Source organism: Neolewinella antarctica (genome assembly GCF_011927835.1).
GTDB classification, from domain to species: Bacteria; Bacteroidota; Bacteroidia; order Chitinophagales; family Saprospiraceae; genus Neolewinella; species Neolewinella antarctica.
The window spans coordinates 1,180,808-1,201,729 of sequence record NZ_JAATJH010000001.1; the positions used below are offsets into that span (position 1 = coordinate 1,180,808).

General features: G+C 52.5%; 31 protein-coding genes. 3 read left to right on the top strand and 28 right to left on the bottom strand.

Translation table 11 applies throughout. The annotated features are described in order from the left end of the window. Positions 1-20: 20 nt before the first annotated feature. The 25 genes from secY to rpsL all read right to left on the bottom strand — a co-directional run bounded on the left by secY (position 21) and on the right by rpsL (position 15,624). Complete coding sequence (gene secY / locus GGR27_RS04740; protein ID WP_168036221.1) at positions 21-1,394, bottom strand: preprotein translocase subunit SecY; 1,374 nt, start codon at positions 1,392-1,394, stop codon at positions 21-23. A gap of 11 nt (positions 1,395-1,405) precedes the next feature. After that, entirely contained in the window at positions 1,406-1,852 is a 447-nt protein-coding gene (rplO, locus tag GGR27_RS04745; RefSeq protein WP_168036222.1) for a 50S ribosomal protein L15, read from the bottom strand. Positions 1,853-1,944: 92 nt separating this feature from the next. Next, positions 1,945-2,124 carry a 50S ribosomal protein L30 gene (gene rpmD, locus GGR27_RS04750; protein ID WP_168036223.1) on the bottom strand — a complete coding sequence of 60 codons (180 nt, stop codon included), beginning with the start codon at positions 2,122-2,124 and terminating at the stop codon, positions 1,945-1,947. Positions 2,125-2,157: 33 nt separating this feature from the next. Next, a complete protein-coding gene (gene rpsE, locus GGR27_RS04755) occupies positions 2,158-2,631 on the bottom strand; it encodes a 30S ribosomal protein S5 (RefSeq protein ID WP_245184448.1) in 474 nt (157 codons plus the stop codon). Between the two features lie 111 nt (positions 2,632-2,742). After that, a complete protein-coding gene (gene rplR / locus GGR27_RS04760) occupies positions 2,743-3,096 on the bottom strand; it encodes a 50S ribosomal protein L18 (protein ID WP_168036225.1) in 354 nt (117 codons plus the stop codon). A 37-nt stretch (positions 3,097-3,133) separates the two neighbouring features. Continuing rightward, positions 3,134-3,691: a 50S ribosomal protein L6 gene (gene rplF, locus GGR27_RS04765; protein WP_168036226.1), complete on the bottom strand. Its 558-nt coding sequence runs from the start codon at positions 3,689-3,691 to the stop codon at positions 3,134-3,136. Between the two features lie 64 nt (positions 3,692-3,755). Beyond that, positions 3,756-4,166 (bottom strand): 30S ribosomal protein S8, encoded by a 411-nt coding sequence (gene rpsH / locus GGR27_RS04770; RefSeq protein ID WP_168036227.1) that lies wholly within the window; start codon positions 4,164-4,166, stop codon positions 3,756-3,758. A gap of 83 nt (positions 4,167-4,249) precedes the next feature. Then, positions 4,250-4,519, bottom strand: a complete 270-nt coding sequence (rpsN, locus tag GGR27_RS04775; RefSeq protein WP_168036228.1) for a 30S ribosomal protein S14 — start codon at positions 4,517-4,519, stop codon at positions 4,250-4,252. Positions 4,520-4,521: 2 nt separating this feature from the next. Further along, the gene (gene rplE, locus GGR27_RS04780; protein WP_168036229.1) at positions 4,522-5,085 is read right to left on the bottom strand and encodes a 50S ribosomal protein L5; all 564 of its coding nucleotides are present in this window, start codon (positions 5,083-5,085) and stop codon (positions 4,522-4,524) included. Then, positions 5,085-5,444 (bottom strand): 50S ribosomal protein L24, encoded by a 360-nt coding sequence (gene rplX, locus GGR27_RS04785; protein WP_168036230.1) that lies wholly within the window; start codon positions 5,442-5,444, stop codon positions 5,085-5,087. The genes rplE and rplX overlap by 1 nt, the downstream gene beginning before the upstream one ends. Positions 5,445-5,498: 54 nt before the next feature. Beyond that, positions 5,499-5,867, bottom strand: a complete 369-nt coding sequence (gene rplN / locus GGR27_RS04790; RefSeq protein WP_168036231.1) for a 50S ribosomal protein L14 — start codon at positions 5,865-5,867, stop codon at positions 5,499-5,501. A 25-nt stretch (positions 5,868-5,892) separates the two neighbouring features. Next, positions 5,893-6,195 (bottom strand): 30S ribosomal protein S17, encoded by a 303-nt coding sequence (gene rpsQ / locus GGR27_RS19970; protein ID WP_320060339.1) that lies wholly within the window; start codon positions 6,193-6,195, stop codon positions 5,893-5,895. 144 nt (positions 6,196-6,339) lie between these two features. After that, a complete protein-coding gene (gene rpmC / locus GGR27_RS04800; RefSeq protein ID WP_168036233.1) occupies positions 6,340-6,600 on the bottom strand; it encodes a 50S ribosomal protein L29 in 261 nt (86 codons plus the stop codon). A gap of 61 nt (positions 6,601-6,661) precedes the next feature. After that, positions 6,662-7,081, bottom strand: coding sequence for a 50S ribosomal protein L16 (gene rplP, locus GGR27_RS04805; protein WP_168036234.1), 420 nt, complete (start codon positions 7,079-7,081; stop codon positions 6,662-6,664). 384 nt (positions 7,082-7,465) lie between these two features. Then, positions 7,466-8,239: a 30S ribosomal protein S3 gene (gene rpsC / locus GGR27_RS04810; RefSeq protein WP_168036235.1), complete on the bottom strand. Its 774-nt coding sequence runs from the start codon at positions 8,237-8,239 to the stop codon at positions 7,466-7,468. A 2-nt stretch (positions 8,240-8,241) separates the two neighbouring features. After that, positions 8,242-8,628, bottom strand: a complete 387-nt coding sequence (gene rplV / locus GGR27_RS04815; protein ID WP_168036236.1) for a 50S ribosomal protein L22 — start codon at positions 8,626-8,628, stop codon at positions 8,242-8,244. Between the two features lie 197 nt (positions 8,629-8,825). Continuing rightward, positions 8,826-9,095 (bottom strand): 30S ribosomal protein S19, encoded by a 270-nt coding sequence (gene rpsS, locus GGR27_RS04820; protein WP_168036237.1) that lies wholly within the window; start codon positions 9,093-9,095, stop codon positions 8,826-8,828. Positions 9,096-9,098: 3 nt separating this feature from the next. After that, positions 9,099-9,935: a 50S ribosomal protein L2 gene (gene rplB, locus GGR27_RS04825; RefSeq protein ID WP_168036238.1), complete on the bottom strand. Its 837-nt coding sequence runs from the start codon at positions 9,933-9,935 to the stop codon at positions 9,099-9,101. Between the two features lie 139 nt (positions 9,936-10,074). Beyond that, positions 10,075-10,371, bottom strand: a complete 297-nt coding sequence (gene rplW / locus GGR27_RS04830; RefSeq protein WP_168036239.1) for a 50S ribosomal protein L23 — start codon at positions 10,369-10,371, stop codon at positions 10,075-10,077. A 74-nt stretch (positions 10,372-10,445) separates the two neighbouring features. Then, positions 10,446-11,075 (bottom strand): 50S ribosomal protein L4, encoded by a 630-nt coding sequence (gene rplD, locus GGR27_RS04835; protein ID WP_168036240.1) that lies wholly within the window; start codon positions 11,073-11,075, stop codon positions 10,446-10,448. Between the two features lie 57 nt (positions 11,076-11,132). Next, positions 11,133-11,753: a 50S ribosomal protein L3 gene (rplC, locus tag GGR27_RS04840; protein ID WP_168036241.1), complete on the bottom strand. Its 621-nt coding sequence runs from the start codon at positions 11,751-11,753 to the stop codon at positions 11,133-11,135. Positions 11,754-12,014: 261 nt separating this feature from the next. After that, positions 12,015-12,323, bottom strand: a complete 309-nt coding sequence (rpsJ, locus tag GGR27_RS04845; RefSeq protein WP_020570893.1) for a 30S ribosomal protein S10 — start codon at positions 12,321-12,323, stop codon at positions 12,015-12,017. Positions 12,324-12,441: 118 nt separating this feature from the next. Beyond that, the gene (gene fusA / locus GGR27_RS04850) at positions 12,442-14,577 is read right to left on the bottom strand and encodes an elongation factor G (protein WP_168036242.1); all 2,136 of its coding nucleotides are present in this window, start codon (positions 14,575-14,577) and stop codon (positions 12,442-12,444) included. Between the two features lie 102 nt (positions 14,578-14,679). Next, positions 14,680-15,156 carry a 30S ribosomal protein S7 gene (rpsG, locus tag GGR27_RS04855; RefSeq protein ID WP_168036243.1) on the bottom strand — a complete coding sequence of 159 codons (477 nt, stop codon included), beginning with the start codon at positions 15,154-15,156 and terminating at the stop codon, positions 14,680-14,682. Positions 15,157-15,249: 93 nt separating this feature from the next. Then, complete coding sequence (gene rpsL / locus GGR27_RS04860) at positions 15,250-15,624, bottom strand: 30S ribosomal protein S12 (RefSeq protein ID WP_168036244.1); 375 nt, start codon at positions 15,622-15,624, stop codon at positions 15,250-15,252. Between the two features lie 255 nt (positions 15,625-15,879). On the opposite strand from rpsL, the gene GGR27_RS04865 reads away from it, so the two are divergent. Further along, on the top strand, positions 15,880-16,365 hold the full coding sequence (locus GGR27_RS04865; RefSeq protein ID WP_168036245.1) for a hypothetical protein: 486 nt from the start codon (positions 15,880-15,882) through the stop codon (positions 16,363-16,365). Positions 16,366-16,509: 144 nt separating this feature from the next. Here GGR27_RS04865 and ftsY read toward each other — a convergent pair whose 3' ends face one another. Then, a complete protein-coding gene (gene ftsY, locus GGR27_RS04870; RefSeq protein ID WP_168036246.1) occupies positions 16,510-17,484 on the bottom strand; it encodes a signal recognition particle-docking protein FtsY in 975 nt (324 codons plus the stop codon). A gap of 185 nt (positions 17,485-17,669) precedes the next feature. Further along, positions 17,670-18,281 (bottom strand): HAD family hydrolase, encoded by a 612-nt coding sequence (locus tag GGR27_RS04875; RefSeq protein WP_168036247.1) that lies wholly within the window; start codon positions 18,279-18,281, stop codon positions 17,670-17,672. Positions 18,282-18,526: 245 nt separating this feature from the next. Here GGR27_RS04875 and GGR27_RS04880 point away from each other — a divergent pair, with 245 nt between their 5' ends. Continuing rightward, positions 18,527-19,318, top strand: a complete 792-nt coding sequence (locus GGR27_RS04880; RefSeq protein WP_168036248.1) for an alpha/beta fold hydrolase — start codon at positions 18,527-18,529, stop codon at positions 19,316-19,318. A 62-nt stretch (positions 19,319-19,380) separates the two neighbouring features. Here GGR27_RS04880 and GGR27_RS04885 read toward each other — a convergent pair whose 3' ends face one another. Next, a complete protein-coding gene (locus GGR27_RS04885) occupies positions 19,381-20,286 on the bottom strand; it encodes a glycoside hydrolase family 73 protein (protein ID WP_168036249.1) in 906 nt (301 codons plus the stop codon). A 250-nt stretch (positions 20,287-20,536) separates the two neighbouring features. On the opposite strand from GGR27_RS04885, the gene GGR27_RS04890 reads away from it, so the two are divergent. Further along, positions 20,537-20,875 carry a DUF3140 domain-containing protein gene (locus GGR27_RS04890; RefSeq protein ID WP_168036250.1) on the top strand — a complete coding sequence of 113 codons (339 nt, stop codon included), beginning with the start codon at positions 20,537-20,539 and terminating at the stop codon, positions 20,873-20,875. The last annotated feature ends 47 nt before the right edge of the window (positions 20,876-20,922 follow it).

Sequence of the window (20,922 nt, forward strand, 5' to 3'; positions counted from 1 at the left end):
CTTGGGCGGGGTGTTGAGTTTTAGAAGTCAGCACCGATGCTTTGCATTCGGCTACCGCCATTACGTCCCACCACGGTTCCTTCTTTAACCAGTCCATCGTACTTCCGCATGAGAAGGTAACTGTTGATCTGGTCGAGCGTGTCGAGTACTACGCCTACCATAATAATCAATGAAGTACCACCGAAGAACAGTGCGAAGCCGGGATTAACGCCCAATGTTGCGACTAGTCCTGGCAGAATAGCGATCAGGCCAAGAATAATGGAACCGGGTAACGTGATGCGACTAGTAATTGAGTCGATGTAGTTTTCCGTTTCCTGACCACCACGCACACCGGGAATAAAGGCGTTTTGGCGGCTAAGGTATTCCGTATACTGCCCGGGGTTCACTACCAGGGCAGTGTAGACATAAGTGAAAACGACGACTAGTATGAAATAGACCAGATTGTAGAGCGGAGACGTAAAGTCATTGAATTGCTGTACGAACCAGCTGGACTCTACGTTTTGTCCACCACCCCAGCCAGCGAGACTGACGGGAAGGATCATAAGTGCCTGAGCGAAGATGATCGGCATTACACCGGAGGCATTGACTTTGAGGGGAATGTAGTCACGAGCCGTTGCCGTCGGTGCAGAGCGATCGCCGCGTCCTACCGCCCGCTGAGCGAACTGTAGGGGAATTCTACGGACGCCCGTCACGATCATTACGGTCAATAACGTCACCATAAAGAAGGCAAGCATTTCGATCACGAAGACCAGCAAACCACCGTTGCCAAATTTATCCTGCAATTCAAACCCAAGCGCTGCGGGAAGACCAACGATGATACCAACGGTAATCAGTAAGGATACACCGTTACCGATGCCACGGTCGGTAATTCGTTCACCCAACCACATGGCAAAAATGGTACCTGTCGATAGAATAACGATGCCACTAAGCCAGAACACTGAATCAGAAACAGCGGCGGACTGGCCGCCATTGGAGCTAATGTAAGTGAGATAACCGGCGCCCTGGACGAGCGTAATGGCCACCGTTAGCGCACGTGTGATTTGGTTGAGTTTCTTTCTTCCAGATTCTCCTTCGGTAGTCTGAAGTTTCTGAAAGTACGGAACGGCAAAGCCTAACAACTGGACGATAATACTCGCCGTGATGTAGGGCATGATACCCAGTGCCATGATGGAAGCGTTGTTGAACGCCCCACCCGTGAACATATTGATTAGCCCCATCAAGTCATTTGGATCACCTGAGTTATCCAACTGTGCTTTCAGAGCAACTACGTCCGCACCGGGCAAAACGATGTAGGAACCCAGGCGGTAAATGGCAATTAGCAGGAGCGTAAACAGAATGCGCTTACGGAGCTCCTCAATGGACCAGATGTTTTTGAGTGTCTCAAAAAACTTCATGGGGGGGATTTTTAGGCGGTGGTTACGGAACCACCAGCTTTTTCAATTGCGTCCTGAGCGGAAGCGGAAGCAGCGTGTACGTTGACGGTCAACTTGGCGGTCAGCTCACCATTGCCGAGAACCTTCACAAGGTCGTTCTTTTTGATGATACCTGCGGCATAAAGTGCTGCCGGAGTAATCTCCGTAAGTCCTTGTTTCTCGCTGATCTCCTGTAAACGACTGAGGTTCAGGGCAACGTATTCAACACGGTTCGGGCTGTTGAAGCCACGCTTTGGCAAACGCATCTGAAGGGGCATCTGGCCACCTTCAAAACCACGCTTGCTTTTATAGCCACTACGTGACTTAGCACCGTTGTGACCACGCGTTGACGTGCCGCCACGGCCGGAGCCCTGACCGCGTGCAATGCGTTTACCGGACTTAGTAGCGCCGGCTGCTGGTTTTAGATTATTGAGTTCCATGACGGAATTTATTTTTTGGGAGACGGAAAGATCGATTAGCTACGATAGTCGACTGAAAGTACATTTCACGAAGCACCTAAAGCAACCAACGCTTACGCTTCCTCTACTTTAACAAGGTGGCTAACTGCCTTAACCATTCCCATGACGACGGGGGTATCCTCGCGCTCAATGGTCTGGTGCATACGCTTGAAGCCGAGGGCCATCATTGTAGCTTTCTGCTTCTTCGGGCGGTCGATAACACTCTTGACCTGGGTGATTTTAACCTTTGCCATAGCTGGTATATTGTTTGTGAGTACTTCGGAAGTTTACCCTTCGAAGAGTTTCTCCATTGAGATACCACGCTGCTTAGCGATTGCCATCGGGCTGCGTAGTTTTGTAAGTGCATCGATGGTGGCCTTGATCACGTTGTGAGGATTGGAAGACCCCTGTGATTTGGCGAGTACGTTATGTACACCGGCGATGTCGAGAACGGCACGCATGGCACCACCGGCAATTACACCGGTACCTTCGGAAGCGGGCTTCAAAAGAATCTTACCAGCACCGTATTTGCCAAGTTGCTCGTGGGGAATGGTTCCCTTGTGCAACGGTACGGTAATGATGCTCTTGCGGGCGTTGTCGGTCGCTTTCTGGATAGCCTCGGAAATATCCCTAGCCTTACCCATACCGTAACCAACTTTACCTTTACCATCACCTACTACCACAATGGCAGCGAAAGTGAACGTACGACCACCTTTGTTTACTTTGGTTACCCGGTTGAGGGCAACCATCTTTTCGCGCATGTCGCTTTCCTGCTTCTTGCCGTCTTTACGACCACCTTTGCGTCCGTCGCGACGGTTGCGGCCACCTTCTTTGCCGCCTGAATTTCTTTGCTCAGCCATAGTTGAGTTTATTTAGAATTTAAGGCCACCCTCACGAGCACCATCGGCGAGTGACTTAACACGCCCGTGAAAAAGATATCCCCCCCGATCGAAAAGGACTTTGTCGATACCAGCGGCGACGGCACGTTCGGCAATCATCTTGCCTACTGCGGTCGCTTGTGCTGACTTGTTATCTTCCTGACCCACCGAAGCTTCGAAGCTAGAGGCTGAGGCAAGAGTTACGCCATTCACATCATCGATCAGCTGGGCGTAGATAAATTTATTGGAACGGAATACGTTCAGGCGAGGTAAGCTGGGCGTGCCGGAAATTCTTTTCCGTACACGGCTGTGGATCCGCTTCCTCCGCTTTAGTTTTGTTAGTTGCATTGCTACTTTTTGAGTTCCCTTGCGGGGGTTACAGATCTTATTTCTTAGCGGCGGTCTTACCTGCCTTGCGACGTAGTTCCTCACCAACAAACTTGATACCTTTTCCTTTGTAAGGCTCTGGCTTACGCAGCGACCGGATCTTAGCGGCTACTTGTCCGACAAGCTGTTTGTCCATACTGGCCAACTTGATGACGGGTGCTTTACCTTTCGCGCTAACTGTCTCGACGGTCACCTCACTGGGGATCATGAAAATGATCGGGTGTGAGTAGCCAAGGGTTAGGGTAAGCGTATTGCCACTGTTCTCAGCGCGGTAACCTACACCGATTACTTCCATGTCGATGGTGTACCCTTCGGTAACGCCCGTGACCATGTTAGCGATAAGACTGCGGTAGAGTCCGTGATAGCTGCGGTGGCGTTTGGAGTTACTGGGGCGGGAAACTACGGCTTCACCATCCTCCACCTTCACACCCAACTCGGGGCTAACTTGCTGTGTTAATTGCCCTTTGGGGCCCTTAACGGTTACCACATTTCCTTTGCTGACGTCAATTGAGACGCCAGTCGGAATGGTAACGGGATTTTTGCCAATTCTGGACATATCCAAATTATTTTAGTCTTACGGTCGGACTCGCACCGCCTGCAGACATGAGTCTATAAATCTATTAATATACGTAGCAGAGAACCTCGCCGCCAATATTCTCTTTGCGTGCTGCCTTGTCGGTCATCAACCCCTTTGAGGTCGATACGATTGCAATACCAAGGCCATTAATGACGCGGGGCAGTGAATCGGCCTTGACGTAGCGACGCAGGCCTGGCTTAGAAACACGAATGAGTTTGCGAATGACGGGGGTACGGGTATCTTTCTCGTACTTAAGAGCGATAGAGATTTCTCCCTGGTTGCCCTTGCCCGCCTCGTCTTCGAATTTGTACTTCAGAATATAACCTTGATCATAAAGGATTTCGGTCATGTTCTTCTTCAATTTTGAAGAAGGAATGATGACGACACGGTGACCGGCGATTTGCGCGTTGCGCAGGCGGGTCAGGTAGTCGGCAATTGGATCAGTAACGGCCATGCCATTGATATTGCGCCCCGTGGTTTTCCGTCATCGGAACTTCCAGGGCTGTTAAAAATTGATTTGTGTAGTCGGCTCCAGGCCTACCAAGAAGCTTTGCGTACTCCGGGAATCTTGCCATCGAGTGCCATCTCACGGAACTTGACGCGGCAGAGGCCGAATTTACGCATGTACCCTTTTGGGCGACCAGTCAGACCACAACGGTTGTGTAGCCGGATCGGGTTAGAATTACGGGGGAGCTTATCGAGCTCGTCCCAGTTACCTTCAGCTTTCAACTGCGCACGCTTCTCAGCGTACTGGGCAACCATGCGTTCGCGCTTGCGTTCGCGGGCGATCAGTGATTTACGTGCCATGTTTACGCTTCTTTAGTTTGGTTCTTGAAAGGCAGGCCGAGTGCTTTTAGGAGTGCCATACCTTCGGCGTCCGTTTTTGCGCTCGTGACGAAAGTGATGTCATAACCGGTAAGGTTAGCGACGTCGTCAAGACTGATTTCAGGGAAAATGATTTGTTCGGTTACACCAAAGGTGTAATTACCACGGCCATCAAAGCTCTTGTCGTTGATGCCACGAAAGTCACGAACGCGCGGGAGAGCAGTTGCAATCAAGCGATCGAGAAAATCATACATCTTGCCTCTACGAATGGTCACCTTAGCACCGATTCCCATCCCGTCGCGAAGACGGAAGTTAGAGACAGATTTCTTGGACATCGTAATAACGGCCTGCTGACCAGCTACGAGGGACATTTCCTTCATGGCATTCTCAACCAGCTTCCGGTCTTGGGTTGCTTTACCAACACCCTGATTGATGCAAATTTTCAACAAACGCGGCACCTCCATGGGGCTGTCGTAGTTGAATTGCTCCTGGAGTTGGTTACGAATTTCTTCGTCGTACTTCTTTTTGAGTCGGGGGGTGTAGCTCATTACTTAAGGATATTTCCGTCACGCTTACCGAAGCGTACAAGTTTACCGTTCTCATCTGCTTTGCGGCCCACGCGGGTAGGCTGATCATCGGCATTCAGCAGCATCAGGTTACTAATATGAATTGAGGCCGCCTTTTCGACGATACCACCCTGATCGGTCTCCGTAGCGCGTTGGTGCTTCTTACGAAGATTTACACCTTCGACGATGGCCCGGTTTTCGGTTGGTAATACTTGCAGTACTTCCCGGGGAAGAGCAAGATCACGATTGGCCCCGGCGATTACTACCACCCGGTCACCTTTCTTGATCTTCAGCTTCGGCGCGTGGCGCTTCTGCTTGTCTTTATAGGTCTTGTTAGCCATTGTTATTGTTAATTATGCCAGACGATAATAATGCCGGGCGGATTGGGGGGAGGTTTAAATGACCTCGGGAGCGAGGGATACGATCTTCATGTAGTCCCGGTCGCGAAGTTCACGTGCCACGGGGCCAAAAATACGGGTTCCACGTGGCTCCTCATTGGCGTTCAGCAAAACGACGGCGTTGTCATCGAAACGAATGTACGATCCATCCTTACGACGGATCTCCTTACGGGTTCGGACGACGACGGCGCGAGATACCGAACCTTTCTTTACGGCTCCACCCGGGGCAGACTCCTTAACGGAGATGACAATTTGATCGCCAATGCTGGCGTAACGGCGCTTAGAGCCGCCAAGTACGCGAATACAGAGTACCTCTTTGGCGCCGCTGTTGTCGGCTACGCGTAAACGTGATTCCTGTTGGATCATGAGTAGCTAAATTTTGGGTGGTTATTTACTTGGCCTTCTCGATTACCGTCACCAAACGCCAACGCTTACGACGGCTCAGGGGGCGGGTCTCCATGATGCGGACAAGGTCACCGATTTGGCACTCATTGTTCTCATCGTGGGCGACAAGCTTCTTAGATTTCTTTACGTACTTGCCGTAAATGGGGTGCTGGAGTCTACGCTCGATCACAACGGTGATGGTCTTATCCATCTTGTTGCTAGCTACGAGTCCAACCCGCGTTTTGCGTTCGTTACGACCGTCATAAACTTTCTCTTCTTCGGGGGCGAAGTAGTTAGCGGCGGTATCCACCACATCCGTAACGGTTTCAGTTACGGTTCCGGCGACGCTTTCTACCGTGTCGACGGCGACAGCGACGGCTTCACCAACCGTCTCGGCGATGCTTTCGATCAGACCGCCTTCTTCTTTTTTGTTTTCCTCGTTGCTCATGCTTGCTTACTTTTTACGACGACGTCTTTGGATGTGGTTCCGCTTGGCGGCTTCCTCGGGAGAAAGTTTTTCCAGCTCGCGGCGACGAATTTCAGTTTTAATCCGCGCAACGTCGCGTCGGACTTCCCGCAGTTGCAGGGGGTTCTCGATACCGCTTACGGTATGGTCGAACTGCATTTTATTGAGGCTGCCGCTTGTTTCATTCAACTGATCCTGAAGATCGGCGTCGGAAGCGCTGAGAAGCTCAACTGATTTGTTACTAGCCATGGTTAGTATTAATTGGGTCACGTGCCAATCGAATCGGGAGTGACTTTACTTTTGGTTATGCTTAGTCTTGGTAGTCAAGACGGGTGACGGTGCGAGTCTGAACGGGCAGCTTCTGAGCGGCCAGGCGAAGTGATTCTTCTGCGACTTCGCGGGTTACGCCGTCGATCTCGAACATGATGCGTCCGGGTTGCACGTTGGCAACGTAATAGTCGAGCGCGCCTTTACCCTTACCCATTCGAACTTCGAGTGGCTTGCTGGTGATTGGCTTGTCCGGAAAAATGCGAATCCACACTTTACCTTCTCGCTTCATATTCCGGGTCATCGCAATACGGGCAGCCTCAATTTGGCGGCTGGTGATACGACCGAGGTCCAGGCTTTTGAGGCCGAAGGAACCGAAGTCCACTGTATTACCACGCTGCGCCAGGCCACGGTTGCGACCCTTCTGCTGCTTCCGGTATTTCGTTCTTTTAGGCTGTAACATTCTAATAAATTTTGCGGATAAATGGCTGAAAACCGGCCACTTATATCCAGGATTCCCTCAGGACCTCCGTAGAGCGGGGCAAAGGTAGGATATTTATTTGGAGTGGAAAAGATAACCGAAGCTTTCTTTCAAATTTTACTCACATTAGGAAAGCAAGGCAGTGTCCCCGGCTATCCGGAAAGCACTCCCTTGCTTCTCTGGGTCGGAAGCCAGCGCAAGCGGGGCGCTTGATGGTCTTCCATTTCATTTATGCTCTCGCCTACGGCGGTTGAGTCGGTCGGTACGTGAACTGGTCACGCTAGTATTGGGTGAATTTTGGCAACAAAGTGAGTCCGGTTATTCAGCTAAAGCTAATTGCTCGCTGTTTAATCTTGGAATCAACTACTACCGACGGCCACCACCGCCTCCGCCACCGCGGCGATCGCCACGGCCTCCGCCACCACCGCGGCGGTCACCGCGATCACCTCCACGGCCACGTCCGCCACGATCTCCACCCTTGGTGGAAAGACCAGCGTTCGGGTTGAGGTCACGCTTACCAAGGACTTCGCCCTTACAGATCCAGACCTTGATACCGATACGTCCGTATACGGTGTGGGCCTCTTTATTAGCGTAGTCGATGTCAGCACGGAAAGTGTGCAAAGGCGTACGACCTTCTTTGAACTCTTCCGTACGGCTCATGTCGGAACCATTCAAACGTCCGGATATACGAACCTTGATGCCTTCCGCAGATGCACGCATGGTAGACTGAATGCTCGTCTTGATTGCGCGACGGTAATTAATACGTGCCTCGATCTGCTTGGCGATGGACTCAGCTACGATGGTAGCATCGAGTTCCGGCTTACGAATCTCGATGATGTTGATCTGAATGTCCTTCTTCGTCAGGCGACGAAGCTCTTCGCGAATCAGGTCGATCTCGCTACCACCCTTACCGATAATAATACCGGGGCGGCTGGTGTGAATCGTCAGCGTGATCCGCTTAAGCGTACGCTCTATGATGATGCGGGCAATGCCTCCTTTCTCGATACGGGTACCGAGGTACTCGCGCAGTTTCGCGTCTTCAATGACGTTTGCGGCGTAGTCTTTGTCAGCAAACCAGTTGCTGTCCCAGCCACGAATGTAACCGAGGCGGTTACCGATTGGATTTGTCTTCTGTCCCATGGTTATGCTTCTTCGGTTTCTACTTCGGCGACTACGGGTAGTGGCGTGGTATTGGTTACTTTGATGGTGATGTGGCAGCTGTGCTTCCGAATACGGTGAGCACGGCCGTGGGGAGCTGGGCGAAAACGCTTGATCTGCGCACCTGCGTCAGCAAATGCTTCTGAGATCACGAGATCGTAGTCGCCTGCGTCTTCGGAGCCACCTACTTTCACTTCCCAGTTGGCAACTGCGGTCAGAAGGTTTTTCTTCAACCAAAGGGCGGCCTCCTGCTTGGAGTAATCAAGGATGCCGATGGCCTCGTTGATTTTTTTACCGCGAATAAGATCCACGACCAGCCGCATCTTGCGGACCGACATCGGGATACTATTTAAACTTGATACTGCTTCCATTATTGGATAATTTCGAGGGAACGGGTTAGTAGAGCGGGCGGGTCGAAACCCACGAGGCCGTACTCTGCCTTCACTCGGTTATAAGGGGGCGCTGTCGCGGGTGCAAAGATAATTTGAGATGAGAGGATGTATTAGGTTATACCCAAAACATTTTGCTCCCCCACCCCATCATTGCACCTGCGTCAGCGCCAATTAATTTACTTCTTCTTACCACCATGGCCGCGGAAAGAGCGGGTCGGGGCAAACTCACCGAGCTTATGGCCAACCATGTTCTCCGTAACGTAGACGGGAACGTGGGTTTTGCCATTGTGGACGGCGATGGTCAAACCTACCATGTCGGGAATGATCATAGAGGGGCGTGACCAGGTTTTGATCATGCCTTTACGGCCACTTCCTTCTTGGGTCTTGACGACTTTTTCGTAGAGGCGGTGGTAAACGTAAGGGCCTTTCTTTAGCGAACGTGCCATTGGTTATTTCTTATTCTTCGTCTTGCGACGGGTGATGATCAATTTATTACTAGCCTTGTTGACGTTGCGCGTCTTCTGGCCCTTGGCCATGATGCCCGTGCGGGAGCGTGGGTGACCACCCGAAGCGCGACCTTCGCCACCACCCATAGGGTGATCGACCGGGTTCATGGCAACACCACGAACGCGTGGACGACGACCGGCCCAGCGGTTACGACCGGCTTTACCGGCTACCGTAAGACTATGGTCGGGGTTGGAAGTCGTACCGATGGTAGCACGACACGTCTTTAAGATACGGCGAACTTCACCGGAAGGCAACTTGACGGAGACAAACTTGCCTTCCTTACCCATCAGAGTACCGTTAGTACCGGCGGAACGGGCGAGAGCGGCACCTTTACCGGGCTGCAACTCAATGGCGTGAATGGGAGAACCCAGGGGCACGTCGGCGAGGAACATCGTGTTGCCAGTAGTAGGCTCTGCGTTTGCTCCGGAAGAGATAGTATCACCGACCTTCAAACCGCGTGGTGCGATAATATAGGTCTTCTTACCATCCGTGTATTCCAACAGTGCGATGAAAGCGGTACGGTTTGGATCGTATTCGATCGTCTTGACCGTAGCCATCACACCATCGTGGTTCCGACGGAAATCGATAATACGGTAACGACGTTTGTGACCACCACCGCGTTGGCGGACGGTCATCTTACCAGTACCGTTACGACCGCCACTTCTCTTGATGGGCGCCAGTAACGACTTTTCTGGCTTGTCTCCCGTCAGTTCGTCGAACTTGTTTCCAACGTGGAAACGCGACCCCGGGGAGACGGGCTTAAACTTCTTGATTGGCATAATTGCACAAAATTATTACGATGAATCTCGGAGCAAAAACAGGGACCGGAATCGACGCCAGTCCGTGGCTCCCCACTCACCGTGGGTTATAGAATAGGAAATCTCGGTAACGAATTTTCAAACGCTACCGAAGTGATTCCTAAGCTTCGTTATACAAGTCGATTGATTCTCCTTCGGCTAACGTTACGATTGCTTTCTTGTAAGCGGCAACGCGGCCTTTGAGAACGCCCGACTTGGTCGATCTGTTTTTTACTTTACCCGGCATGATGGCCGTATTGACCCGGTTGACCGTGACGCCGTAGTGCGCCTGGATGGCGTTACGGATCTCGATCTTGTTGGCCGTCTTGGCGACTACGAAAGTGTAGTGACCGTGATCTTCGGAAAGCAGTTCAGCTTTCTCGGAAACCACTGGCTTGATTAAGATTTGCTTAGTCATGTTGTTGTAGTTTGAGTAGCGTTCGGCGGTGAAAGGTAATCGCTGTTTAACGATGCGACCGTTTCACTTACCTACTATGCCTGGTTGAACTGCTCTTTTAGTTTTTCGATGGCTCCTTCGGCGAGAAGGATAGTACCGGCCTTCATTACGTCGTAGGTATTAAGCTCGGCGGCAGCGACAACTGCGCTTCCCTGTATATTACGACCGCTGCGGTAGACGTGGTTCTCTTTGTCAGCCGTAATGAGAAGTACCTTGCCGGTAACTTTCATTGCGCTGAGGAAAGAAACGTAGTCCTTTGTTTTTGGTGCGTCAAACTTGAGGTCTTCTACTACCGTGATACTACCGGCTTGGGCCTTAGTAGTCAGTGCGGAAGCGCGAGCCAATTGCTTGACCTTCTTATTCAGCTTAATGTTGTACTTACGTGGGCGGGGACCGAAGACACGACCACCACTACGGAAGAGCGGGTTCTTGATGTCACCTTTACGACTACCACCAGTACCTTTCTGGCGGTGCAGTTTCTTGGTAGAACCGGCGATCTCGCCGCGCTCTTTCGCTTTGTGCGTGCCCTGGCGCTGTGCGGCCAGGTAAGCCTTTACGGCCAGGTATACGGCATGCTCATTTGGCTCTACACCGAAGATGCTATCGGGTAGTTCCACCTCACGGCCTGCATCACCGCCCTGTGTGCTTTGAACTTGGAGTTTCATGTTGTAGATATTTATGATCTACCTAGTGCCTCGGAAGGAGGAAGCTAGGGGGGATGATTACTTGTGGAGGATTATGGTGCCGCCCTTAGGGCCGGGGATAGCCCCTTTGACGAGGATGAGGTTCTTGTCGGCGAAGATACGGAGGACCTTAAGTCCCTTGATCGTTACGCGCGTGCCACCATCACGTCCACCCATGCGCATTCCTTTGAATACCCGCGCCGGGTAGGAAGCCGCACCAATCGAACCGGGAGCCCGTTGGCGGTTGTGCTGACCGTGCGTCGCATCGTTCACACCCTTGAAGTTGTGACGCTTGACTACACCCTGGAAACCTTTACCCTTTGAGGTACCGACCGCAGCGCACATGTCACCTTCGACGAATACTTCGTCAACGGTTACCGTCTCGCCGAGGGCTTTTTCGAGATCCATATCGCGGAACTCGACTACCTCTGATTTTGGGGTGGTGTTGGCGGCGGAGAAATGACCAGCAAGTTGCTTGGTAGTATTCTTTGCCTTGCGCTCGCCGTAGGCAAGCTGGATGGAGTTATATGTATCCGAATCGTTGGTCTTGACTTGCGTTACTACGCAGGGGCCAGCCTCGATTACGGTACAGGCTACGTTTTTGCCTGCTGGGTCGAAGATGGAGGTCATCCCGACTTTTTTACCAATAATACCGTTCATCGGTCTTGAGTTGATAATACCGCCGTGCCGAAAGATTTGGCAGCGGGCGATAGCATTCCTCGTCCCGAGCTAGTCGGGATGGGGAACAGTTTAAAAATAAGCTCATTCACTGTTTGCGAATGAGCGGTTGCCTTAAGCATAGTTGACATGTGATATTTTATGAATTCCGTGGTCGTCCGAAGAGTAGGCTATAAGCGACCCTAAGGAGCGTTAACCTACTCTTTGGACGACGTAAACACGGGATTCATAAAATAGCACTCATCAAGTCAGCTTTACCTGAATATCTACACCACTAGGGAGTTCGAGCTTAGATAGCGCGTCCACCGTTTTCTGGTTGGGTGTGTAGATTTCAATCAAGCGCTTGTGCGTGCGCAACTGAAACTGCTCCCGAGATTTCTTATTGACGTGCGGCGAGCGCAGGACGGTATAGATATCTCTTTCGGTGGGCAGCGGAATCGGGCCGGTAACGATAGCCCCACTGTTCTTGACGGTCTTGACGATCTTCTCGGTGGATTTGTCAACGAGGTTGTGATCGTAAGAACGCAGTTTGATGCGAATTTTCTGATTCATGCCAGTTTGTAATTTTTCAAAGAAAAGAAGCCGGGCGGCTTTCCGCCGGCGTTATTGTTAAAACACTTCCAGCTTCGGAGCGACGATTGCCGCAACGAAGCTGGAAGAAATTATTGCGTTATGCAGTTTCGCCTTTCGCCTCCTTAATGATCTCTTCGGCGATTCCTTTAGGAGCTTCGGCGAAGTGAGAGAAAGTCATGCTAGAATTAGCGCGACCGGAAGTGATCGTACGAAGGTCGGTTACGTAGCCGAACATTTGGCTAAGCGGCACGTCGGCGGTGATGCGTGATGCGCCACCGTTCATTGCTTCCTGTCCTTTCGGCAGACCACGACGACGGTTCAGGTCACCGATGACGTTACCCGTATATTCTTCAGGAGAAACAACGACAACTTCCATGATAGGTTCGAGCAACTTAGGGTTACACTGCTTGGCAGCGGCCCGGAAGCCTTCCTTTGCACAAAGTTCGAAAGCAAGCGGCTTAGAGTCAACGGAGTGCATACCACCATCGTAAACCCGGACCTTCATGCTGTCGATGTTGTAGCCGGCGAGAATACCGTTCTTCATCATGGACTGGAATCCGTCCTTAATGGGCTTCTGGTAGTTCTTGTCGATCGAACCACCGACGATGGCCCACTCGAACTGCATGTTTTCCTTGCCGCTCTTGAAGTCTTCGCTTTCCAGGAACTCCTCATCGGCGGGGCCGAGGGTGAAGCTCATGTCTGCAAAGAGACCAGAACCACCGGACTGCTTCTTGAGACGCTCACGGTGATCAACGGTGTTAAACAGGGCTTCTTTGTAAGAAACCTGTGGTGCACCTACGTTAGCTTCAACGCCGAACTCTCTTCTGAGGCGGTCGACGATGATCTCCAGGTGAAGCTCACCCATACCGGCGATAACCGTTTGGTTCGTGTCTTCGTCGTAACGAACGGTGAAGGTTGGATCCTCTTCCGCTAGTTTGGCAAGTGCCATACCCAGCTTATCGAGGTCTTTCTGTGTCTTTGGCTCGACGGCTACCGCGATAACGGGATCGGGGAAGACCATTGATTCGAGTACGATCGGATTGGCTTCGTCACAAAGCGTGTCACCCGTACGGATGTCTTTGAAACCAACGGCAGCGGCGATGTCACCAGCTTCTACTTTGTCGATCTTCTCCTGCTTGTTGGCGTGCATCTGGTAGAGACGCGAGATACGTTCCTTGTTACCGGAACGTGTGTTCTTCACGTAAGAACCAGCGTCGAGACGACCTGAGTAGACCCGCATGAAGGCCAAGCGGCCAACGAATGGGTCCGTAGCGATCTTAAAGGCAAGCGCGGCAAATGGCTCGTCGACGTTCGGTGCGCGGAATAACTCCTGCTCGGGATCATCAGGGTGCGTACCACGGACCGGTGGAATGTCCACTGGGCTGGGTAAGTAAGCACATACTGCATCGAGTACGGCTTGTACACCTTTGTTCTTGAAAGCAGAACCACACATCATTGGAACGAAGGCAGCGTCAGTAACGGCGTCACGTACGGCATTGCGCACTTCTTGAACCGTAATTGACTCAGGATCTTCGAAGTACTTCTCCAAAAGGCTCTCGTCGTATTCGGCTACTGCTTCGAGCAGCTTCTCACGCCACGTGTTGACCACGGGTAAAAGCTCGGCTGGCGTTTCGATAACTTCGAACGTCATGCCTTGGTCTTCCTCATTCCAGACGATAGCCTGCATGGTGATGAGGTCGACTACGCCACGGAAAGTCTCTTCAGCGCCGATCGGAATCTGCAGTGGGATAGACTTGGAACCGAGCTTCTCTTCAACATCTTTAACGACGTTGAGGAAGTCAGCACCGGAACGGTCCATCTTGTTGACGAATCCAATACGGGGGACTTTGTAGTTGTCAGCGAGGCGCCAGTTCGTTTCCGACTGGGGCTCGACACCGGATACGGCGCAGAACAAGAATACGAGACCATCGAGAACACGGAGGGAACGGTTTACCTCAACGGTAAAGTCGACGTGCCCGGGGGTGTCAATGATGTTGAATACGTAACTCTGATCTTTCCACGTCCAGTTGGTGTGAGTAGCGGCGGAGGTGATCGTGATGCCACGTTCCTGCTCTTGCTCCATCCAGTCCATGGTGGCGGCACCATCGTGTACTTCGCCAATCTTGTGGCTGATACCGGTGTAGTATAGAATACGCTCGGTCGTGGTAGTCTTGCCAGCGTCAATGTGCGCGGCAATACCGATGTTTCTGGTGTATTTAAGATCCGTAGCCATGGTTGGTTGGATTTAGCTTTTTATTAATTGGGGGTGGATAGTAGTTAAGTTGCGAGTACCGAATTGTAAGTATCTACTCACAACTCGGTACTCGTAATTTTTCTACCGTCCGTAATGCGCGAAGGCCCGGTTAGACTCGGCCATCTTGTGCGTCTCTTCCTTACGCTTCACCGCCATGCCTTCGTTGCGGCTTGCGGCGAGTAGTTCGGCGGATAGCTTTTCAGCCATTCCTTTACCGGAACGGGCGCGGGAGAATTTGATCAACCACTTCATACCGATACTCATCTTGCGCTTGGCGCGGATTTCGGTAGGAATTTGGAACGTAGCACCACCGATACGCTTGGAGCGTACTTCGACCTGGGGCATGGCATTGCTGAGGGCGCGTTTCCACACTTCGTGCTCGTCGAACTCTTCGGCTTCGATCCGTCCCTTGATCTTATCCATGGCTTCGTAGAAGACACGGAAGGCGGTACTTTTCTTACCCGACAACATGAGCATGTTGACGAATTGGGTTACGACGGGGTCTCCGTAGCGGGGGTCGGGTGCAATGACCCGAACTTTTGGTTTTCTTTTACGCATAGCTGTTAGCTTCAGATGGCTTGCCCGATTTTATCGGAGTTCACCAAATGGCTTCCCATTTATGGGAAGCTCATCTTACTTAAAATGAATAAATTACTTCTTGGGACGCTTGGCACCGTACTTGGAGCGAGCCTGACGACGGTCGGCAACGCCGGCTGTGTCGAGCGCGCCACGGACGATGGTGTAGCGAACACCGGGAAGGTCTTTCACACGACCGCCACGAATCAGCACGATGCTGTGTTCCTGGAGGTTGTGACCTTCTCCCGGAATGTAGGCGATCACCTCGATCCCGTTGGTCAAACGAACTTTTGCCACCTTACGCAGGGCCGAGTTCGGCTTCTTCGGGGTGGTTGTGTAGACACGGGTGCAAACACCACGCTTCTGAGGACAAGCGTCCAGAGCGCGTGAATTACTGGTTTCCGTGATTTTCTTGCGCCCTTTACGCACAAGTTGGTTAATCGTAGGCATACGTTATTTTACTTTAGTGGTGCTTTTTTATTACCAGAGGCCTACCTCCTTGAAAAGCGAGCGCAAAGGTAAGAACATCTCCCTTTATTTCCTAACGGTCTGGAGCTTATACAAATATTCTTTGCGCTGACGCTGGGGCAACCCGGAATTAAGTAGCTAAAGTTGCGCGGACGCAGGTGCAAAGTGGCTCGGTTGAGCAAAAATGATTGAAAACATACCGGGTGATATCGGAGTTGGGTTGCAAATTCCCAGCAAATGTTTCTACGTTCTCTCGTCCTCCTCGCGCTCTTCGTTAGTGCATTTTCTTGCGATAAATCCGAACTAGTCGACTTAAGCCAGTACACCGTCAAGAAACCAGCCGACGGCATTGGTCACTACGTCTACGCCCTCACCATGCCACCGAGCATCCAGCGCGGAGAAAAACTTCCGCTCGCAATGGAGTGGCGGACGGTGGGGCCGGCCGTCCCGCAAGCGCAGCAGTACGATATGGAGGTCCGGTTATCCGGCCCGGAGACAAAGACATACTTCGTAAACTCCGCAGCCAATACGATCGGTGAATACCACTTGACCAACTGGCTCCAGTACGATTTTGTCATACCGAGCGATTTCCCCGCCGGCGAGTACGTTGTGAGTGTCCGCATCATGGACGAAGATGGCGCCCCGCAAGTACTTGGCTATAAGGATGATCGTCTAGTAGGAGAATCCTTTTACCGCTTGACTACCTTACGGGTAACCGAGTAGAGCGTCTAGTTCGCCCCTACCCCACTGCTGCTTTACTAATTTCCCTGGCACCCGCGACCGCGCCAAAACTGACGTCTGTTGTGGTACTCGAAAAATTTGACGCAGAGCAAGCGGCTTGCCACGAAATTATGGCGGAACAGCTACTCAGACTTTCATCTCGTCACCAAAGAGGCTGTTGACGAAAGCGCGCTTGTTGAAAATCTGGAGGTGTTCGATCCCTTCCCCGACACCAATGTAGCGGATCGGCACTTTAAAGGTGTCGGTAATGCCGATGGCGACGCCACCCTTGGCCGTGCCGTCGAGTTTAGTGAGGGCGAGGGCCGTCACGTCGGTAGCTTCCGTGAAAGCTTTGGCCTGTTCGATGGCATTTTGCCCCGTAGTAGCGTCAAGCACTAACAAAACTTGGTGCGGCGCTGAAGGCAGCGCTTTGGTGACGCTGCGCTTGATCTTCGAGAGCTCCTTCATTAGATTGAACTTCGTATGGAGGCGGCCGGCGGTGTCGATGATGGCGACGTCCATTCCATTATCAATGGCGTATTTGGTCGTTTCGAAAGCGACGGCGGCGGGGTCGGTGTACATACCCTTGGAGTAGAAGTCGCAACCAACGCGGTTGGCCCAGATCTCAAGTTGCGCAACGGCGGCGGCCCGGAAAGTATCGGCGGCACCCAGGACGACCTTGTGACCCTTTTGCTTGTACTGGTGAGCAAGTTTTCCGATGGTTGTGGTCTTTCCCACCCCGTTGACGCCCACGACAAGAATGATGGCCGGACCGTTCCCGGGCACGGGCGGCAGGACGTAGTCGTCGTAGTCCTTATTATTGTTTTCGGCGAGCAGACCGACGATCTCATCGCGCAGGATCTGGTGGAGTTCGCTCGTGCCGACGTATTTGTCGCGGGCGACGCGGCTTTCGATGCTCTCGATGATCTTAACCGTGGTGTCGAGGCCGACGTCGCTCGTGATGAGGACGTTTTCTAGTTCATCCAGCACTTCTTCGTCGACTGAATCTTTGCCGGCGATGACGCGACTAATGTTGTCGAAAAAGCCGGTTTTTGTCTTTTCGAGGCCTTTGTCCAGGTCCTCTTTCTTGTCGTTACTAAAAAACTTATCGAAGAAACTCATGGGCGGTGCTGCTTGTGCTGAATTACCTGGTGCGTTTTCCTGGCCGGCGGCTTACCCAGAAGGCTCTGGATTCGCGGCCCCCGACTCAGTCGGGGCGGGTGCAAGGCTAATTTCGGTTAGGAGCAAAGGTAACACCGGCGGGCGTTTTGTGGTTGGAGCCGCCGCCAGCTGACCGGTCACCAATTTCAGGCGCCGAGGTCACGAAAAGGAGGTGCGTGCGTGGAGTCAGCCGTGAGCGCTACTTCGGAGAGCCGCGGTAGGCACTCGAGCAGGTAACGAATGAGTTCGACGGTGTCTTCGAGCAACACCCGGCAGCTGGTATCCTGTAAGTCCTGGCGCGTATGCTTACCACTGGTCACGGCCAGATTAAACGTGACCCCGACCCGCGCCGCCGCTTTGATCAGCCCGGGCGTATCACTTACCACTACGGTACGCTTCGCATCGGGGGCATCGACGCACTGGAGTACTTTCTCGACGGGGTTCGCGCAAGATTTAGCCTTCAACACTACGCCCCGAATGAGTTCGTCGCTGCCTACCGGCCACTTCATCCGTTGCAGGATAATGTTGGTATCCGCTCGTCCGTAGTCACTAAGCAAATAAATAGCCACTCCCCTTCTTTGCAACCAACGAAAAGTAGCCTCGATCTGCGGCGCGCGTTGCAGGGCGGCGGTCCTCAGTCGGTGGCGCATACCCTTTTGCACTCGGACACAAACGTCCTGCAGGTGAAACACGGCTACCTCCAAGGGTGCGCGCGCTCCGTCATGAATATTATCCGGAGAAAGATCGTTGATTAGCACGAAATGGGGGGATCGAAAGGTTGAACAATTGCGTTGGCCGTGAAGGTCGCCCCGTGATTTCACTAGCACAAGCGCGTACAATACACTTGGTCGCAAAGTGTGGAGAAATTAATCCTGGCTTAATATTTCGCGCGCCCTGCCGTAATTAGGTCACAAACACTTAACCTTGTGGCACGTTTCTCATCCGCCCGCACCGACCGAGTAGTCCCGCGGCTTTGACCGAAGCGCCGTAAAACCAAGCTCCCTTGTCCGATACGCTACATTATCACTTAGAGCACGCCGGCCCCGACCGGGACTGGATTGTCTTCATCCACGGCGCGGGCGGCTCCTCCGTCACCTGGAAGCACCAGACCAAAGCTTTTCAGGCGCACTACAATTTGATGCTGCTGGACCTGAGAGACCACGGCCTGAGTAAGGACATACAGCCGGCGTACGGCAGCTATTCCTTCGACATTGTTACGGATGACGTGCTGAAGGCACTCGACCACGCCGGCATCGCCAAGGCGCACTTCATGTCGCTTTCCCTGGGGAGCATTATCCTGCAACGGCTCGACGCGCGCCGCCCGGAGATGATCATCTCCATGATCATGGTCGGTGGGGTTTTTAAGGCGGACTGGCGCATCAACACTTTTGCGCACAGTGGAAAATTCCTGAGTTATTTCGTGCCCTTCCGATGGATTTACGACGGGTTCATCATCATCGTTATGCCGCGTAAGAACCACGCCTTTAGTCGGAAAATGTACCGACGGCAGTCTAAGAAGTTAGCGCCCGGAGAGTTTTTGAAATGGTTGGGGCTTTATCAGGACTTTTTCAGCGTCGTCCGCGCCTTCTACGATCGCCAGCTTACCCGGCCGGCTTTGCTCGTGATGGGTGGTCAGGACCACGTTTTCCTCGACGCCGCCGAGAGCTACGCTAAGAAGCACCAACCACTCGCGGAGATTGCGGTGATGGAGGACCGGGGGCATCTTTGTAATTTGGAGGACCGGAAGGCGTTTAATAAAATTGTTCTGAGTTGGTTGGGGGAGTTGGAAATTTAGGCGGTAGGCGGTAGGCGGTAGGCGGTAGGCGGTAGGCGGTAGGCGGTAGGTACGTTACCAGTTTACAAACCCGTGTCGTACTTCTCTAGGTTTAAATTTTCGATGATCGTTACGAGTTTGTGGCCGTACTTTTTGTCGGTCGCGTACCCGCAGGACTTTAGGCCGTGCGCCCACTTTACGTAGTCGTTGCCGTGCTTCTTGAGTTTGCGGTAGCGGGCGGAGTTGAGTAGTTTGCTGTGCTCCTGGAAAGATTCGGCGGCGGAGGTGAAGACGCGAAACATGTCGTAGCGGGTATCGTCGCCGTAATTGCGGCAGGTGCAGCCCAGGCACTTCGCGCGGCATTTTATTCCGAAGTGATTGCTGGACTCGCGGGCCAGGCGGCTGTCGCCGGCGTTACTCTCCAGCAGCCCCTGGGCGAGCGTGATGCTGGCGGGGATGCCGTGTTGTCTCATCTCGGCGCGGGCGGCGGGCGCGAAACGGGCCAGGTAATTTTGAACGCGGGCGCGTTTGGCGGCGATGACGTGCTTGGGTAATCCTTTCCGCTCGCCGTAGTCGGGGCTCAGCACCAGCGTGAGGTTGGAGATGTGCGGAGCGGGGTCGTCCGTCGGGGCAACGTCGTTAAACCCTTCGTGCTTGGCGTCGATCGCCACGGTACGCGCTACGGCAACCGTGCTTGCGGGAGCGGCTTGTGGGAGAATGCTGGGAAGTAATGCAAACAAACTTGCCGCCGATTGGCTCGTGCTGGTAAAGAGGCTTTCCGTATTCCAACCCATACCGGTTCGTTCGCGGTAGTCTTCCGTGGTGATCGGATCGTAGAGATCTACGCTGAAGCTTATTCCCCGTGCTGCGCACATATAAATGATGAACGCAACCAGCAATAGCTCGAAAGCATACTGAAAAACGAATTTGCGTAGCGTAATGATCCGACGGCTCGTCGCCATCGAGTTGGGGGTAGTGAAGGAGAACATTAATTTGTGTTTTGCAACCGAATAAGAAAACGTAAAGGGCACCATTGCTGGCGCCACAAACATAAAACAAAATGTTGTTTTAAAAAACAAAATGTTTATAAATGTAGCGTAAAGTTTCTTCCCCTTCTCCAACAGCACTCGTGACTTGTCCGTCACACCGTAGGCTTGGCGGTACCGCCAGGCCCGTAATCCAATCCACCACGACAAAACCGAACAAATAGTTCTTTCAAACAATAACACTGATAAAACCATGGCCGACAAGACCCACGACGATATCTACACTAAATTTTACGACGCCGTCAATATGCAACCCCAGGAGATCGAGGACTGGTTGGATACGGATGAAGCCAAATCCGTCGGGCAGACCAAAGACGGGGCAAGTGAGTCCGTCGGTTACCAGTCCGGCGAAAAGATCATTAAGATCAAGCGCAAGAAGAAGGCTGATTTAACGGACGGTGACTACGATCACATGAACAAGGTTATCGGCTACATCAATAGGCACACCGCGCAGCGGCCGGATGGGGACGTTAGTGAAACGGATTGGACTTATAGTTTGAAGAACTGGGGCTACGACCCGGGTAAGAAGTAATTAGCAACTGACATTACGCAGATTATTCCGCCACATAAACACAGAAG